The following is a 15,316-nucleotide window of genomic DNA, read 5'->3' as shown; positions in this document are numbered from 1 at the left end:
TCGTCTTGCCGTGGTCAACGTGTCCTATCGTTCCCACGTTTACGTGCGGTTTCGTCCTGTCAAATTTTTCTTTTGCCATCGATTATTGCCTCCCTTTATGATCTTTTGCCTGTGAATTTAGCAACAATTGTTTCTTTTATGTTATTAGGAACCGGGTCATATTTGCTGAACTGCATGGTATACATGGCCCTTCCCTGGCTAAGCGACCTTAAGTCCGTAGCGTATCCAAACATATCTGCAAGCGGTACAAACGCCCTTATGTGCTGGGCTTTTGCCCTTTTTTCCATTCTGTCAATTCTTCCGCGGCGGGAACTAAGGTTTCCAATTATGTCTCCCATGAAATCTTCCGGGGTTACAACTTCAACATCCATTATAGGTTCAAGAACCTGAGGATTTGCAGCTTTAAAAGCTTCTTTAAACGCCATAGATCCTGCTATTTTATAAGCCATTTCTGAAGAGTCAACATCGTGATAAGAACCGTCATGAAGAGTCACTTTAATATCCATTACAGGATAACCAGCGATAACGCCGTTGGCCGCAGCTTCCTGAATGCCTTTATCAACAGCCGGTATGAATTCTCTTGGAATTACGCCGCCGACTATTTTGTTTACAAATTCATATCCGCCGCCCTTTGGAAGCGGTTCAAGATCTATCCAGACGTGTCCATACTGTCCGCGTCCGCCTGTCTGCCTTATATACTTTCCTTCAATATCTTTGGCAGAACCGGCAATTGTTTCCCTGTATGATACTTCAGGTTTTCCAACGTTACATTCAACTTTGAATTCCCTTCTCATACGGTCAACAATAATTTCAAGGTGAAGCTCGCCCATACCTGAAATAATTGTCTGGGATGTTTCTTCATCTGTCCTTACCCTGAATGTCGGGTCTTCTTCAGCAAGTTTATTAAGCGCAATACCCATTCTTTCCTGGTCTGCTTTCGTTTTTGGTTCAACAGCGATAAAGATAACAGGTTCCGGGAATTCCATTTTTTCAAGGATTATCGGGTTGTTCTCATCGCAAAGCGTTTCGCCCGTAAACGTATCTTTAAAACCAATTCCGGCAACAATGTCGCCTGTACATGCTTCTTTAATTTCTTCCCTTGTGTTTGCGTGCATTCTGATAATACGGCCCAACCTTTCGGTTTTGCCTTTTACAGAGTTATATACGTACGAACCGGACTGAATTGAACCGGCATAAATTCTGAAATATGTAAGCCTTCCCACAAAAGGATCTGACATAATCTTAAACGCCAGTGCCGTGAACTTTTCTGTGTCAGATGCCACCCTTTCTATTTCCCTTACTTCGCCTTCAGGCGCGTTGGGATCAAACCCTTTAACAGGAGGAAGGTCAAGCGGACAAGGAAGATACGCAAGCACGCCGTCAAGAAGCGGCTGAACGCCTTTATTTTTAAAAGCGGTTCCGCAGAATGCCGGGAATATTTTAAGAGCTAACGTTCCCACGCGAATGGCTTTTCTTATTGCGTCTTCTGATACTTCTTTGCCTTCAAGAAACGCTTCCATTATTTTTTCATCATAATCAGAAGCGGCTTCCATAAGTTTTTCCCTGTAAGCTTTCGCTTCATCAAGAAGTTCCGCAGGTATTTCCCTTTCTTCAAACTGGGCGCCAAGTGTTTCAGCAAGCCAGATTATAGCTTTCATCTTTACAAGGTCAATTACGCCTTCAAATTTATCTTCCGCGCCTATTGGTATCTGCATGGCAACGGGTTTAGCGCCAAGCTTTTCTATAACACTTTCAAGGCACATCTTAAAATCAGCGCCTATCCTGTCCATTTTATTAAAAAATATCATCCTGGGAACATCATATTTATCAGCCTGGCGCCATACCGTTTCTGACTGCGGTTCAACACCGTTTACAGAGTCAAATACGCATACAGCCCCGTCAAGTACCCTTAATGACCTTTCAACTTCAACCGTAAAATCAACGTGTCCCGGTGTGTCGATAAGGTTAATCCTGTAATCTTTCCAGAAGCATGTGGTAGCGGCAGAAGTTATTGTTATGCCTCTTTCCTGTTCCTGCTCCATCCAGTCCATTGTTGCGGCGCCTTCGTGCACTTCGCCGATTTTATGGGTTTTACCCGTATAATAAAGAACGCGCTCTGAAAGTGTTGTTTTTCCTGCGTCTATGTGGGCCATTATGCCTATGTTCCTTAACTTGTCTAACGGGAATTCCCTTGCCATTGTTATCTCCTGATATTTTATTCGTTGTTATTACTCAATTGAAAAACTGTCTGCTACCACCTGTAATGGGCAAATGCCTTATTTGCTTCTGCCATTTTATGCGTATCATCTTTTTTCTTCATTGCTCCGCCCTGGTTCTGCTCTGCTGCCAGTAATTCAAGCGCAAGCCTTTCAACCATTGACTTTTCCTTGCGGTCACGCGTGGCGTTAATAAGCCATCTGATGGCAAGCGACTGCCTGCGGTCTACGTTAACTTCTACAGGTATCTGATAGTTTGCGCCGCCGATCCTTCTTGATTTAAGTTCCATTAGGGGCTTGATGTTTTCTATGGCAGTTTTGAAAACTTCCATGGAATTCTTTCCCTTTTTATCAATGTATTCAAGCGCTCCATAAACAATTGATTCTGCCGCGCTTTTTCTGCCCTGATACATAATGCAGTTGATAAGCTTTGCAATAATCAGACTGTTATATTTTGAATCTGCTTTAATTTCTCTTTTTACCGTTCTCTTTTTCCTTGGCATTTTTAATGCTCCTTAAGTATTAAATGATTTAAGCTTTATTACTTCTTCGGCGCTTTTGTGCCGTATTTAGATCTGCTCTGTTTTCTATTCTGAACACCCTGCGTATCAAGCGAACCGCGTACAATGTGATATCGTACGCCGGGAAGATCTTTTACCCTGCCGCCCCTGACAAGAACGATAGAGTGTTCCTGAAGGTTATGGCCAACGCCCGGTATGTAGCACGATACTTCCATCTTGTTTGTAAGCCTTACCCTTGCAACTTTACGCAAAGCGGAGTTAGGCTTTTTAGGGGTTACTGTGTAAACCCTTGTGCAAACGCCCCTTTTCTGCGGGCACTGCCTTAAAGCCGGCGATGCCGTCTTTACATTCATCTTCGTTCTCTTGTGTCTTACCAACTGGTTGATTGTAGGCAAATCAAAAGCCTCCTTCATAAACTTGTAAAATACAAAAGGCAAAAAGTGCCTTTTATGCCCTTTTTGCCTTTTTATATGGATACATTTGTATACTATAAAAATTAAAAAGAGCAATTGAAAACTTGTATATATTATCCAAAATACACTTTATTGTCAACATATATTTTAATTTATTTTCATTATTTACTGCGCTTTTTTTCGCTTTAAAAAAAGCCATTTTTATGGCGTTTTTACTGCATTTTATACACTTTTCTGCATCGTAAAACCTAAATTTATTTATTTTTTTATTTTAAATAACAGTTTAAAAACAATTTTTTAATAAATATTTAAATTCCCTGCCGCATATTTCACTTCTTTTTTTCTAACCCCTTATTTCGCAATCCGTTTATTACGGTATTTCAGAAAATAAACCACGCGGGCAAAAAACCGCGCCTACCAGGAAAACATCCGTTTTTTTAACAAGGCGTAATATATTACGCCTTTACGATAAATTACAGAATTCAAGAACACGCACCTTAAAAGGTGCGGTTACCAGGACAGACCATTATACATTCGTGTAAAAAACGAGGCGTAATGTATTACGCCTCTACAATAAATACCAAACTCAATTAGTATAAATAAAAAAGCCCCGGGAGGTTATCCCGGGGCTTTGAATTAATGTTTTATTCTTCCGCTTCTTCTGCCTCTGCTGATTCTTCTGTTTCTTCAACAGGGCCTATCTTTGACTTGCGTCCTTTTTTCTTTTCCACTTTCTTGAATTTCTTGAATTCATTTACGCCTGTTCCGGCGGAAATTAAGTGGCCTATGATAACATTCTCTTTAAGGCCTTTTAATTTATCCACTTTTCCGTTAACTGCGGCGTCAATAAGAATCCTTGTTGTTTCCTGGAAAGATGCGGCGGAAACCCAGCTTTCAGTTGAAAGCGCGGCTTTGGTGATGCCAAGCAGAAGCGGTTTTGCCTTTGCCTGTGCTTTTCCGTCTTTTTCCATCTTTTCATTTTCGGCTTTGAACGCAAAACGGTCAACCTGTTCGTCTATCAGGAATTCCGTATCGCCCGGGTCTTCTATCTTAACCTTTCTCATCATCTGCTTTACTATAACTTCAATGTGTTTGTCGTGTATCTGAACACCCTGAAGGCGGTAAACTTCCTGAACTTTGTTCAGAAGATATTCCTGAACGGCGTTTTCTCCGTTTACCTGAAGGATATCATGCGGGTTTACGTTTCCGTCAACCAGCTGTTCTCCCGCTTCTACCACGTCGCCTTCGCGCACGTTAATATACTTGCCGTGCGGTATGGCATATTCTCTCTGCACTCCATCGTCGCTCTGAATGATAATTTTACGTACGCCTGTGGAGGATTCTTCAAATCTTACCCTTCCGTCTATTTCAGTGATAACAGCAGGGGTCTTGGGCCTTCTGGCTTCCACAAGTTCCGCAACCCTTGGAAGACCGCCGGTGATGTCGCGCGTCTTGGAAAGTTCCCTTGGGAACTTGGCAAGAATCTTTCCGCCTTTAACCTTATCGCCGTCTTCAACTTCCAGCTTTGCGCCTACCGGTATGGAATAGGATGCAATCTGTTCTCCCTTTTCATCAACGATATTGATATGCGGGTAGAGCTTTTCTTTTGATTCTATTATGAACTTGCCAAGCTGTCCGGTTGCGGCATCAGCCTGTTCAAGCATGGTAACATCTTCTACTATATCATCAAATACAACTTTACCGGCTTTTTCGGTAAAGATCGGGATGTTATAAAGATCCCATAATCCGATGGTGTCGCCGTCTTTAACTTTCTGGCCGTCTTTTACTTTAAGTTTTGTACCATATGCAATGTGGTGCAGTTCTCTTTCCACCTTGTTATTATCAAAAACAGAAATTTCTCCGCTTCTGTTCGTCACAATCATATCGCCTTCTTCATCCGTAACATACTTAATTCCGCTGAAGCCCACAACACCTTCGTGTTTAGCCTTGATTTCAGACTGTTCAACAACACGGCTGGCAGTACCGCCGACGTGGAAGGTTCTAAGCGTAAGCTGGGTACCCGGCTCTCCAATTGACTGCGCGGCTATAATACCCACCGCTTCGCCAAGGTCAACAAGCTTACCCGATGTTAAATCCGCGCCGTAACATTTTGCGCAGCAGCCTTCGCTTGTTTCGCAGGTAAGTACGGAACGTACCCTTATTCTTTCATATCCCGCTTCTTCAATTCTTTTTGCGACTTCCGGCGTTATAAGCGTGTTTGCTTTTACAATTACTTCGTCTGTAACAAGATCAACAACGTTATCTACAGCCACCCTCCACATTATCCTGTCTGCAAGGGGTTCTATGACTTCGCCGCCTTCTTTTATGGCCATTACATTGATTCCATTTATTGTACCGCAGTCATTATTTGTGACAATTACATCCTGCGCTACGTCTATAAGCCTTCTTGTAAGGTATCCCGCGTCAGCCGTTTTCAAAGCGGTATCCGCAAGTCCTTTTCTTGCTCCGTGAGTGGATATGAAATATTCAAGAACCGACAGCCCTTCCCTGAAGTTGGATTTGATGGGAGTTTCGATAATTTCGCCCACGCCTCCGGTCATCTTCTTCTGCGGTTTGGCCATAAGTCCCCTCATTCCTGCAAGCTGCCTTATCTGCAGTTTGGAACCCCTTGCGCCCGAATCCGCCATCATAAACACAGGGTTAAATCCGGCCTGATCCTCTTCAAGTTCTTTGAACATATAATCCGCAACTTTATCGGTTACGGTGGTCCATATGTCTATAATCTTGTTGTATCTTTCGCCGTCCGTAATGATACCCTTGTTATACTGCGACCTTATCTGAATGGCTTTCTTTGCTGCTTCAGCTACAAGCCCCTGTTTTTCATCCGGTATCTTTAAATCTGCAACGCCGATTGTAAAGCCCGCAAGTGTGGACTGTTTGAATCCAAGCTCTTTCATTTTATCAAGCATCTCTGCCGTTACTTTGGAGCCGTATCTTTCAAATACCACGCCGATAAGTTTTACAATCTGTTTCTTTGTCATTTTGTCATTTACATATTCCATAAACTTGCCGTTTTTGTCCTGGCCTTTGGGAAGTATCTGATTAAAGATAAGCCTGCCGGCGCTTGTTTCAACAAGTTTATTTCTCATTCTAACGGCAACCATTTCGTGTAAGTCAATGGCGTCATGGTCATAAGCCATAAGGGCTTCTTCTTCGGAGTAAAATTTTTTCTTCTTTTCCGCGGCGGATTTCTGTTTGCCCGTTTCTTTGGTTATGTAGTACAGCCCCAATACAATGTCCTGGTTAGGTACAATGATTGGCTTTCCGCTGGCAGGAGACAGAATGTTTAAAGGCGCAAGCATAAGCATTCTTGCTTCCACCTGAGCTTCATAAGAAAGCGGCACATGAACGGCAAGCTGGTCACCGTCAAAATCGGCGTTAAAACCGCCGCAGACAAGCGGGTGAAGTGTTAAAGCGTTGCCTTCAACAAGCCTTGGTTCAAAAGCCTGAATGGAATGCCTGTGAAGAGTGGGAGCGCGGTTTAACAATACCAGATGGTCTTCAAGAATTTCTTCCAGAATATCCCAAACTTCCGCGCGTACATTTTCAACCATCTTTTTGGCGCTTTTTATTGTGTAACCCATTTCCTGAACTTTATTGATAATAAACGGCTTGAATAATTCAAGCGCTATCTTTTTTGGAAGCCCGCACTGGTGAAGTTTAAGATCCGGACCTACAACGATAACTGAACGTCCCGAATAGTCCACCCTTTTACCAAGCAGATTCTGCCTGAAACGTCCCTGTTTGCCTTTTAACATATCGCTTAATGATTTTAACGGCCTGTTTCTTGCGCCGCGCACAGGATGCCCGCGCCTTCCGTTATCAAACAGCGCGTCTACAGCTTCCTGTATCATTCGCTTTTCGTTCTTTACTATAAGCTCCGGTGAATTGATGCTTATAAGTTTTTTCAGCCTGTTGTTCCTGTTTATTATTCTTCTGTAAAGGTCGTTTAAGTCGGAAGTAACAAACCTTCCGCCGTCTAACTGTACAAGAGGCCTTAATTCCGGAGGAATTACCGGAAGTACATCAAGGACCATCCATCCGGGAATGTTTCCGGATTTACGGAACGCTTCAACAACTTTAAGCCTTTTGATTATGTCTTTCTTCTTCTGTAATGAAACGGTTTTTGCAATCTGCTTTCTTAATTCCTTTGCCAGCTTGTCAATATCCGTATCCCTTAACATTGCCTTAATGGCATCAGCGCCTATTTTTACATTAAGCTGTTCGCCGTATTTTTCTTTAAGCCTTATATAATCATCTTCCGTAAGCAGTTCGTACTTTTTAACTTCTTCCGCCGCTCCCGGATCTATTACTATGTAATTTTCATAATATATAACTTTTTCCAGATTTCTGGCTGATGTATTCAGAAGATACGCAAGCTTTGAAGGGATGCCTTTTAAGTACCATATGTGTACCACCGGCACCGCAAGTTCAATGTGACCCATTCTTTCCCTTCTTACCTTTGTCTCTGTCACTTCAACGCCGCATTTGTCGCAGACAACGCCTTTATAGCGCTGTTTCTTATATTTACCGCAGGCGCATTCATAATCTTTGGTAGGCCCGAATATTCTTTCGCAGAATAACCCTTCAAATTCCGGTTTAAACGTCCTGTAGTTGATGGTTTCGGGTTTCTTTACTTCGCCCATTGACCAGTCCCTTACAAGTTCCGGGGAAGCTATGGATATTTTTATAGCATTAAATTCTATATCCCTGTGCTTTTTCTCTTCGGGCTTCTTAAGCATATCCTTAAGATTAATTGTAATATTTTCGGGGGCTTCTTTTTTCTTTTTATCTTTTTTCTTTTTATCTTTCGCCATTTACAAGCTCTCCTTATTATGAATTTATCTTACTGCTTCTTGGCTGACTTCCTGCTGACCAGTTCCACGTTTAAGGCAAGGCCCTGAAGTTCTTTTACAAGAACGTTAAAGGATTCGGGTATTCCCGGTTCCGGTATGTTCTTGCCTCTTACTATCGCTTCATACAGCCTTTTTCTGCCTTCAACATCGTCAGATTTTACAGTAAGCATTTCCTGAAGTGTGTAAGCCGCACCGTAAGCTTCCAGAGCCCAGACTTCCATTTCTCCGAATCTCTGTCCGCCAAACTGCGCCTTACCGCCAAGAGGCTGCTGTGTAATAAGCGAGTATGGCCCAATTGAACGGGCGTGTATCTTGTCGTCAACCATATGGACAAGTTTCATCATGTACATGACGCCCACGGTTACTGCCTGCGCGAATGACTTTCCTGTTTTTCCGTCATAAAGCGTGCTTTTGCCGCTGTCCGCCATTCCAACTTTTTTCATCCATTCCTTTACTTCCGCTTCCTGCATTCCGTTGAATACCGGTGTCTGGAATTTAACGCCTTCTTTTTTGCCTGCCCATCCAAGCTGTGTTTCAAGCAGCTGCCCTACGTTCATACGCGAAGGAACACCAAGCGGATTTAAAACAACATCCACGGGTGTGCCGTCAGCAAGGTACGGCATATCTTCAACAGGCAATATCCTTGAAATAACACCTTTATTTCCGTGGCGCCCGGAAATCTTGTCGCCTACGGATATCTTTCTTTTCTTTGCGATTAACACTTTTACAATCTTTATTACGCCGGGCGGAAGATCATCGCCTTTGTTGTTCTTTAACAGCCTGAACTCTTCTTCCAGCTTATTCCTCATGTAATCGCAGTAAATTTCTTCAAATTCTATAAGCTTTGCCTTTTCATCTTTGTTGTAATCTTTATTACCTTCAATTTCCTTAACATTGTCTTTAAGCTGCTTTTCAAGTTCTGCAATTGTTTTATCTTTTTCTTTCTTTACTTTTGAAATATTTTCTTCTTCTTTGCCTTTCTTTTTTCCGCGCTCTTTTCTGGCAAATACCTTAATATCAGTGATTATGCCTTCAATGCCCGGCGGAACCCTTAAAGAAGTATCTTTCACGTTATCAGCTTTTGAACCGAAGATTGCCTTTAAAAGTTTCTCTTCAGGTGTCAGGTTGCTTCCCGATATGGGTGTTACTTTTCCCACAAGAATGTCGCCGGGTTTTACCTTGGCGCCTGTCCTTACGATTCCTTCTTCATCAAGATTCTTAAGCGTTTCTTCGCTTACATTGGGTATGTCGCGGGTAATTTCTTCCGGCCCAAGTTTTGTGTCCCTTGCTTCCACTTCATATTCTTCAATATGAACCGACGTGAAAGTGTCTTTCTTAAGCAGATTTTCTGACAGAACGATAGCATCTTCATAATTGTATCCATTCCATGGCATGAACGCTATTACCACGTTTTTACCAAGCGCCATTTCGCCTTTATCCATTGAAGGGCCGTCTGCTATTACCTGGCCTTTCTTAATTTTGTCGCCTTTTTTAACCCTTGGCTTTTCATTTATCGTAGTGTCCTGGTTGGTCCTCTTGAATTTTTTCATTTTATAAATATCAAGTTTTTCGCGCAGGTTCTTGCCTTCCCTGTCTGTGGCTACAATTATTACTTCCGCATCCACATACGCAACCACACCCGAATTTATCGCGGTTATAGCGCGGCCGGAATCCACTGCAGCCTTGTGTTCCATACCGGTGCCCACTATAGGGGCATCAGTGACTAAAAGAGGGACAGCCTGACGTTGCATGTTAGAACCCATAAGCGCCCTGTTGGCGTCATCGTGTTCAAGGAAAGGTATCAGCGAAGCGGCAACCGACACAACCTGTTTCGGAGACACATCAATGTAATCCACTTCCTGCGGAGGCACCATAGGAAAATCACCCTGTGTTCTTACCAGTACAAGATCCTGTGTAATAAGCCCTTTGTCATCAGTTACAACATCAGCAGGCCCTATTTTAAAATCATCTTCCCTGTCAGCTGTTAAGTATTCAATTTCCCCGGTAAGTTTGCCGTTTTTTACCCTTCTGTAAGGCGTTTCTATGAACCCGTATTCATTTACACTTGCATATGTGGCAAGCGAAGTGATAAGGCCGATGTTCTGGCCTTCAGGAGTTTCAATAGGGCAAAGCCTTCCGTAATGCGTATAGTGAACGTCGCGGACTTCGAAGCCTGCGCGCTCCCTGTTAAGACCGCCCGGCCCAAGCGCGGATATCCTTCTTTTGTGCGTTAATTCAGCAAGCGGGTTAACCTGATCCATAAACTGGGAAAGCTGCGAGCTTCCAAAGAATTCCTTAATTGCAGCTACAAGCGGTTTAGGATTAATAAGGTTAGCCGGTATGGCGTTTTTCATGTCAATGATAGTCATTCTTTCCCTTATCATTTTCTCCACTCTTACAAGCCCTGCCCTGAACTGATTTTCTACAAGTTCACCGACAGCCCTTACGCGCCTGTTTCCAAGATGGTCAATATCGCTCTTTTCCATCCTGCCTGAATTGACTTTATAAAACTGCGCAATGGCAAATACAAGGTCAAATTCAGTAAGCACTTTTTCAGTGGAAATATCATCAAGAATGGCTTCAATCTTTTTTCCGTTCTTATTCTTTCTTCCTTCAACAATGGAACTTACATTTTCCATAATCTCTTTAATGTCGAAATTCTTCTGTTCTTTTTCCGCGTCAATAATTGCCCTTACTGTTTTGTTTATCTTGTATCTGCCTACCTGTCCAAGGTTATAGCGCCTGTGGTCAAAAAACAGATTTTTAAAAAGTGTTTTTGCCCCGGTTAATGTGGCAGGTTCGCCGGGCCTCATCTTCTTGTAGATTTCCACCTGTGCTTCCTGTTCTGATTTTATGCTGTCTTTTTTTATCGTCTTGATGATGTTGATGTATGGGTTATCTTCGTCCCAAATAATAGTGGTCACTTTTTTAATATTAAGATCCCTTATCTTGCTTGCCATTTCTTTTGTAATTAACGCGCCGGATTCGGCAATTATCTCGCCGGTAGATTTGTCAATTACATCCTTGAAAAGTATTTTTTTGGTAAGGTCGCGGCTGTCCGATTCTGTCTCTTCTGATTTAAAGAAGATAGAAAGGATGTCTTCTGTCCTGCCAAAACCAAGCGCCCTTAAAAGTGTGGTGGCATATATCTTTTTCTTTCTGTCAAGTTTAGCGTGTGTTATGTCATTAGCATCATATTCAAATTCCAGCCAGGTTCCCCTGTAAGGAACTATTCTTCCTATATACATGGGAATGCCCATTAAGCCTTCGCTTTCTTCTTCTTCTTCAAAACTTACACCCGGGGAACGGTGAAGCTGGCTGACGATGACCCTTTCAGCGCCGTTTATTACAAATGTACCCCTGTCTGTCATTAATGGGATATCGCAAAGGTGGACTGCCTGTTCAGGCGCTTCTTTAAGGTCCATCTGTCCGGTTTTTTCATTTTTTTCATTTATGGCAAGCCTGAAAATACCCTTCAAAGGTGATGAAAAACTCTCTCCCCTTTCAATGGCCTCTTCAACCTCGTGTTTGGGTTTTCCAAATTCATAACCCACAAACTGGAGGGTATAAATGCCGTTATAATCAGAGATGGGGAAAACACTCCCGAATACATCCTGAAGCCCCTGGTTCTTTCTTTTATCAGCGGGGGTTTCGTACATAAGGAATTCTTTATAAGACTTTTTCTGGATATCCATCAAATCAGGGATATCAAGAATCTCCTCGATATTTGTTTTCTGTTTGATTCTTGCCATAGATCCCCTTCCTATATATATTTTGATTGCGGCGCGGACGGTTCGCCGCATTCCGAATGGTTATTATAACCCTAAAAATACTATCACCCGTGTCCGTAAATATACGAGCACGGGAATTAATCCGTCTTAGAAAAAAATCTTTAAAGAACGTATATGTCCGGCGCCCCCTTTTACAGGGGGCGCCCAATATGACATAGACTTACTTTAATTCTACAGTCGCTCCGGCTTCTTCAAGCTGTTTTTTGATCTTGTCTGCTTCGTCCTTTGCAACTCCGGTTTTTACCGGTTTCGGCGTGTTATCGGCTATATCCTTCGCCTCTTTAAGTCCGAGGTTGGTGATTTCCCTGATAACCTTGATTACCGGAATCTTGTTTCCGCCAGCGTTGGTAAGAACAACATCAAATGATGTTTTTTCTTCTGTTGCTGCCGCTCCGGCTGCCGGTGCTGCTGCCATCATCATAGGTGCTGATGCTGAAACACCGAACTTTTCCTCAAGAGCCTTTACAAGCTCATTGAGCTCCATAACCGTCATGGATTCGACTTCCTTAATAAAATCCTCTTTCGACATTGCCATTGTATGACACCTCCTTGATATTTTTAAAAATTAGCCTTTTTTGTCTTTTACGGCGTTTATCGCATATACCACATCTTTTACGGGTTTTGAAAGCTGGGTCACAAACTTTACTATCGGCTGATTCAGTGTGTAAACAAGCTTTGCAATAAGTTCTTCCTTGCTTGCAAGCTTGCTTATTTCTTTAATCTCGTCCATTGAATAATGCTTCTTTTCAATGAAGCCGCCCTTAATCTGAAGCTTTTCATTTTCTTTTGCGAAATTCGCCAGCACTTTTGCCGCTGAAACGTAATCATTGCTGAATACCACTCCGGTTACGCCTTTGAACATTTTCTTAACGTCGCCGTTAATGTTCATTGCATCAAGAGCACGCTTGGATACAGTGTTCTTTGTGACCTTATAAATAGCTCCCACTTTTTCCAGCTCGCGCCTTAACTTATTAACCTGTTCAACGGTAAGACCCTGGTAATCAGTGATGATAAAACCCGCTGATTCCCTTATCTTTGAAACCGCTTCATCAACAAAAATCTGTTTTTTAGATTTGTTTTGTTCTTTAGCCATTAAAGCACCTCTTTATATGAATTTCTTAAAGTTTACGGGAACTCCGACACCCATTGTCGTGGACACGTAAATGCTTTTAACATACTGTCCTTTAGTTGCCAGGGCCGGAAGTTTCAGAAACACTTTAAGAAACGCAGTTATATTTTCTGCAATCGCGTTTTCCGCGAACGAAGCCTTGCCTGCAAGCACATGCACTACGCCTTCTTTATTATTTCTGTATTCAACCTTTCCGCCTTTGAATTCTTTTACAGCTTTTCCCACTTCAAGCGTAACGGTTCCGGATTTAGGATTAGGCATAAGGCCCTTTGTTCCAAGAATCTTACCCAGCTTGCCGACTTCTTTCATCATTTCCGGAGTGGCAATTGCTATGTCAAAACCAAGCCATCCGCCTTTTATCTTTTCAATAAGCTCTTCCGCCCCTACTTCGTCGGCTCCCGCCGCAAGCGCTTCTTTCTGTTTGTCTCCTTTTACAAAAACAATGACTTTAACCTTTTTGCCGCTGCCATTGGGAAGCACTATGGTGCTTCTTATCTGCTGCTCTGCCTGAACCGGTTTCTTGGCAAGGTTTACCGCTATGTCAATGCTCTCGTCAAATTTAACATTTGCCGTCTGTTTTAATAATTTTACAGCTTCTTCAACTTCATAAACTTTGCTTTTTTCAAGAAGCTTTACTGCTGCATCATGCCTTTTGCTGCCCATTGTTATTGCTCCTTATTCCTTATATGTTATTTATTCTACTTCTATTCCCATGTTTTTAGCTGTGCCTTCAACCATTCTTATTGCAGATTCAACTTTTGTACAGTTAAGGTCAGGCATTTTTGTTATTGCTATTTCTTTAACCTGCTCCTTTGTTACCTTTGCCACTTTAATTTTGTTTGGCTGTCCCGAACCTTTAATTACATTTGCAGCTTTCTTTAACAGTACCGGAACAGGCGGCGTCTTAAGGATAAATGTAAACGACCTGTCTTCAAACACATCTATTACAACAGGAAGAACAAGGTCTCCCCTTTCTTTTGTCCTGTCGTTAAACTGTTTGCAGAATTCCATAATATTAACGCCATGCTGACCAAGCGCAGGCCCTACCGGAGGAGCCGGATTGGCTTTTCCCGCAGTAATCTGCAGCTTTATCTGAGTCATTAACTTCTTGCCTTTTCCTTTTGGAGCCATCTTCAATCCACCTTCCTTGAGTTTATACTATCTTTTCAACCTGGCTGAATTCAAGTTCTACCGGGGTTGGCCTTCCAAATATTGTAACTATGACTTTCATCTTTCCTTTTTCCGGGTTTACTTCTTCCACTATTCCGTTAAAATTAAGGAACGGCCCGTCTGTTATCTTTATGTGTTCGCCAATTTCAAAATATGAAGCCATCCTTGGCTTTTTCTTTCTGTCTTCCATAAGATCCATGATGTCCGTTACTTCGCTGTCAGAAAGCGGTATAGGCCTTGATTTAGTGCCTACAAACCCGGTTACCTTGGGTGTATTTCTTACTATGTAAAGTATTTCCTTGCCTTCTTCGCTGTCCACTTCTACATCCATTTCTATCATTATATATCCCGGGAAAAACTTTCTGTTCTTAACCACTTTCTTCTTTTTCTTTATTTCCGTAACATTCTCGGAAGGTATTAATACATTAGTAATCTTATTTTCAAGGCTGTATGTCTGTATTCTCTGCAGCATGTTTTCTTTTACGTTATTTTCCTGACCCGCGTAAGTGCTTATAAAATACCATCTGGAAGCCATCTATTATCCCGCCTTTTACCTGAATATAAACTTGACCGCTTTTGCAAGCGCAAAATCAAGTATTCCAATATATAACATGAGAAAAAAACCCACCACAATAACAACAATTGTGGATGCTATTATCTGTTTTCTTCCGGGCCATGTTACCTTTTTCAATTCAAGCCAGGCCACTTTTAAAAATTCAATAAACCTTTTCATTTTTTCTCCTTAAGCCGGAAAGAGGATTACGAAGTTTAACCTTCGCCTTGCCTTACAATCCAAATCTTTCTTGCCTATATCTTATTGCTTTCTCCGGATCCGCCGTATTCTGGCAGGCCAGGAGGGATTCGAACCCCCAGCACGTGGTTTTGGAGACCACTGCTCTACCAATTGGAGCTACTGGCCTACGTTTTTTACTTGGTCTCTTTGTGATTAGTATGTTTTTTGCAGAACTTACAATACTTATTCACTTCAAGTTTTTCCGTATGCAGCTTCTTGTTCTTGGTCTGGGTGTAGTTCCTTCTTTTACATTCAGTGCAAGCTAAAGTTATAATGTCTCTCATGTTATCCGCCCGTTATTCCAGAATCTTCGTTATAACACCGGAGCCTACTGTCCTTCCGCCTTCGCGGATGGCGAACCTTAATTCCTGTTCCATGGCTATCGGCATTATCAGTTCCACTTCTA

At 42.3% G+C, this 15,316-nt stretch carries 14 protein-coding genes and 1 tRNA gene; all 15 read right to left on the bottom strand.

Going from position 1 to position 15,316, the window contains the following annotated elements:
• Positions 1-79: elongation factor Tu (locus tag CVV21_12730; GenBank protein PKL90460.1), on the bottom strand; the 79-nt coding region annotated here is incomplete at its 3' end.
• Positions 80-95: 16 nt separating this feature from the next.
• On the bottom strand, positions 96-2,198 hold the full coding sequence (fusA, locus tag CVV21_12725; GenBank protein ID PKL90459.1) for an elongation factor G: 2,103 nt from the start codon (positions 2,196-2,198) through the stop codon (positions 96-98).
• Positions 2,199-2,251: 53 nt separating this feature from the next.
• Positions 2,252-2,719: a 30S ribosomal protein S7 gene (locus tag CVV21_12720; GenBank protein PKL90458.1), complete on the bottom strand. Its 468-nt coding sequence runs from the start codon at positions 2,717-2,719 to the stop codon at positions 2,252-2,254.
• Between the two features lie 38 nt (positions 2,720-2,757).
• Positions 2,758-3,132 carry a 30S ribosomal protein S12 gene (locus CVV21_12715; GenBank protein ID PKL90457.1) on the bottom strand — a complete coding sequence of 125 codons (375 nt, stop codon included), beginning with the start codon at positions 3,130-3,132 and terminating at the stop codon, positions 2,758-2,760.
• A 662-nt stretch (positions 3,133-3,794) separates the two neighbouring features.
• Positions 3,795-7,913, bottom strand: coding sequence for a DNA-directed RNA polymerase subunit beta' (gene rpoC / locus CVV21_12710; protein PKL90462.1), 4,119 nt, complete (start codon positions 7,911-7,913; stop codon positions 3,795-3,797).
• 104 nt (positions 7,914-8,017) lie between these two features.
• Entirely contained in the window at positions 8,018-11,779 is a 3,762-nt protein-coding gene (rpoB, locus tag CVV21_12705) for a DNA-directed RNA polymerase subunit beta (protein ID PKL90456.1), read from the bottom strand.
• 199 nt (positions 11,780-11,978) lie between these two features.
• A complete protein-coding gene (locus tag CVV21_12700) occupies positions 11,979-12,347 on the bottom strand; it encodes a 50S ribosomal protein L7/L12 (protein PKL90461.1) in 369 nt (122 codons plus the stop codon).
• Between the two features lie 36 nt (positions 12,348-12,383).
• On the bottom strand, positions 12,384-12,911 hold the full coding sequence (gene rplJ / locus CVV21_12695; protein ID PKL90455.1) for a 50S ribosomal protein L10: 528 nt from the start codon (positions 12,909-12,911) through the stop codon (positions 12,384-12,386).
• A 12-nt stretch (positions 12,912-12,923) separates the two neighbouring features.
• Positions 12,924-13,610, bottom strand: coding sequence for a 50S ribosomal protein L1 (locus tag CVV21_12690; protein ID PKL90454.1), 687 nt, complete (start codon positions 13,608-13,610; stop codon positions 12,924-12,926).
• Between the two features lie 30 nt (positions 13,611-13,640).
• Complete coding sequence (gene rplK, locus CVV21_12685; GenBank protein ID PKL90453.1) at positions 13,641-14,078, bottom strand: 50S ribosomal protein L11; 438 nt, start codon at positions 14,076-14,078, stop codon at positions 13,641-13,643.
• 22 nt (positions 14,079-14,100) lie between these two features.
• Positions 14,101-14,652 carry a transcription termination/antitermination protein NusG gene (locus CVV21_12680; GenBank protein ID PKL90452.1) on the bottom strand — a complete coding sequence of 184 codons (552 nt, stop codon included), beginning with the start codon at positions 14,650-14,652 and terminating at the stop codon, positions 14,101-14,103.
• A 15-nt stretch (positions 14,653-14,667) separates the two neighbouring features.
• Positions 14,668-14,850 (bottom strand): preprotein translocase subunit SecE, encoded by a 183-nt coding sequence (locus CVV21_12675; protein ID PKL90451.1) that lies wholly within the window; start codon positions 14,848-14,850, stop codon positions 14,668-14,670.
• Between the two features lie 110 nt (positions 14,851-14,960).
• Positions 14,961-15,037: transfer RNA gene (locus CVV21_12670), tRNA-Trp, on the bottom strand.
• 7 nt (positions 15,038-15,044) lie between these two features.
• Positions 15,045-15,194: a 50S ribosomal protein L33 gene (gene rpmG / locus CVV21_12665; protein PKL90450.1), complete on the bottom strand. Its 150-nt coding sequence runs from the start codon at positions 15,192-15,194 to the stop codon at positions 15,045-15,047.
• A gap of 12 nt (positions 15,195-15,206) precedes the next feature.
• On the bottom strand, positions 15,207-15,316 hold a 110-nt coding region (locus tag CVV21_12660; protein PKL90449.1), incomplete at its 5' end, for an elongation factor Tu.

The organism is Candidatus Goldiibacteriota bacterium HGW-Goldbacteria-1, from assembly GCA_002839855.1.
In the GTDB taxonomy this organism is placed as follows: domain Bacteria; phylum Oederibacteriota; class PGYV01; order PGYV01; family PGYV01; genus PGYV01.
This window is presented reverse-complemented; position numbering and strand designations above follow the sequence as displayed.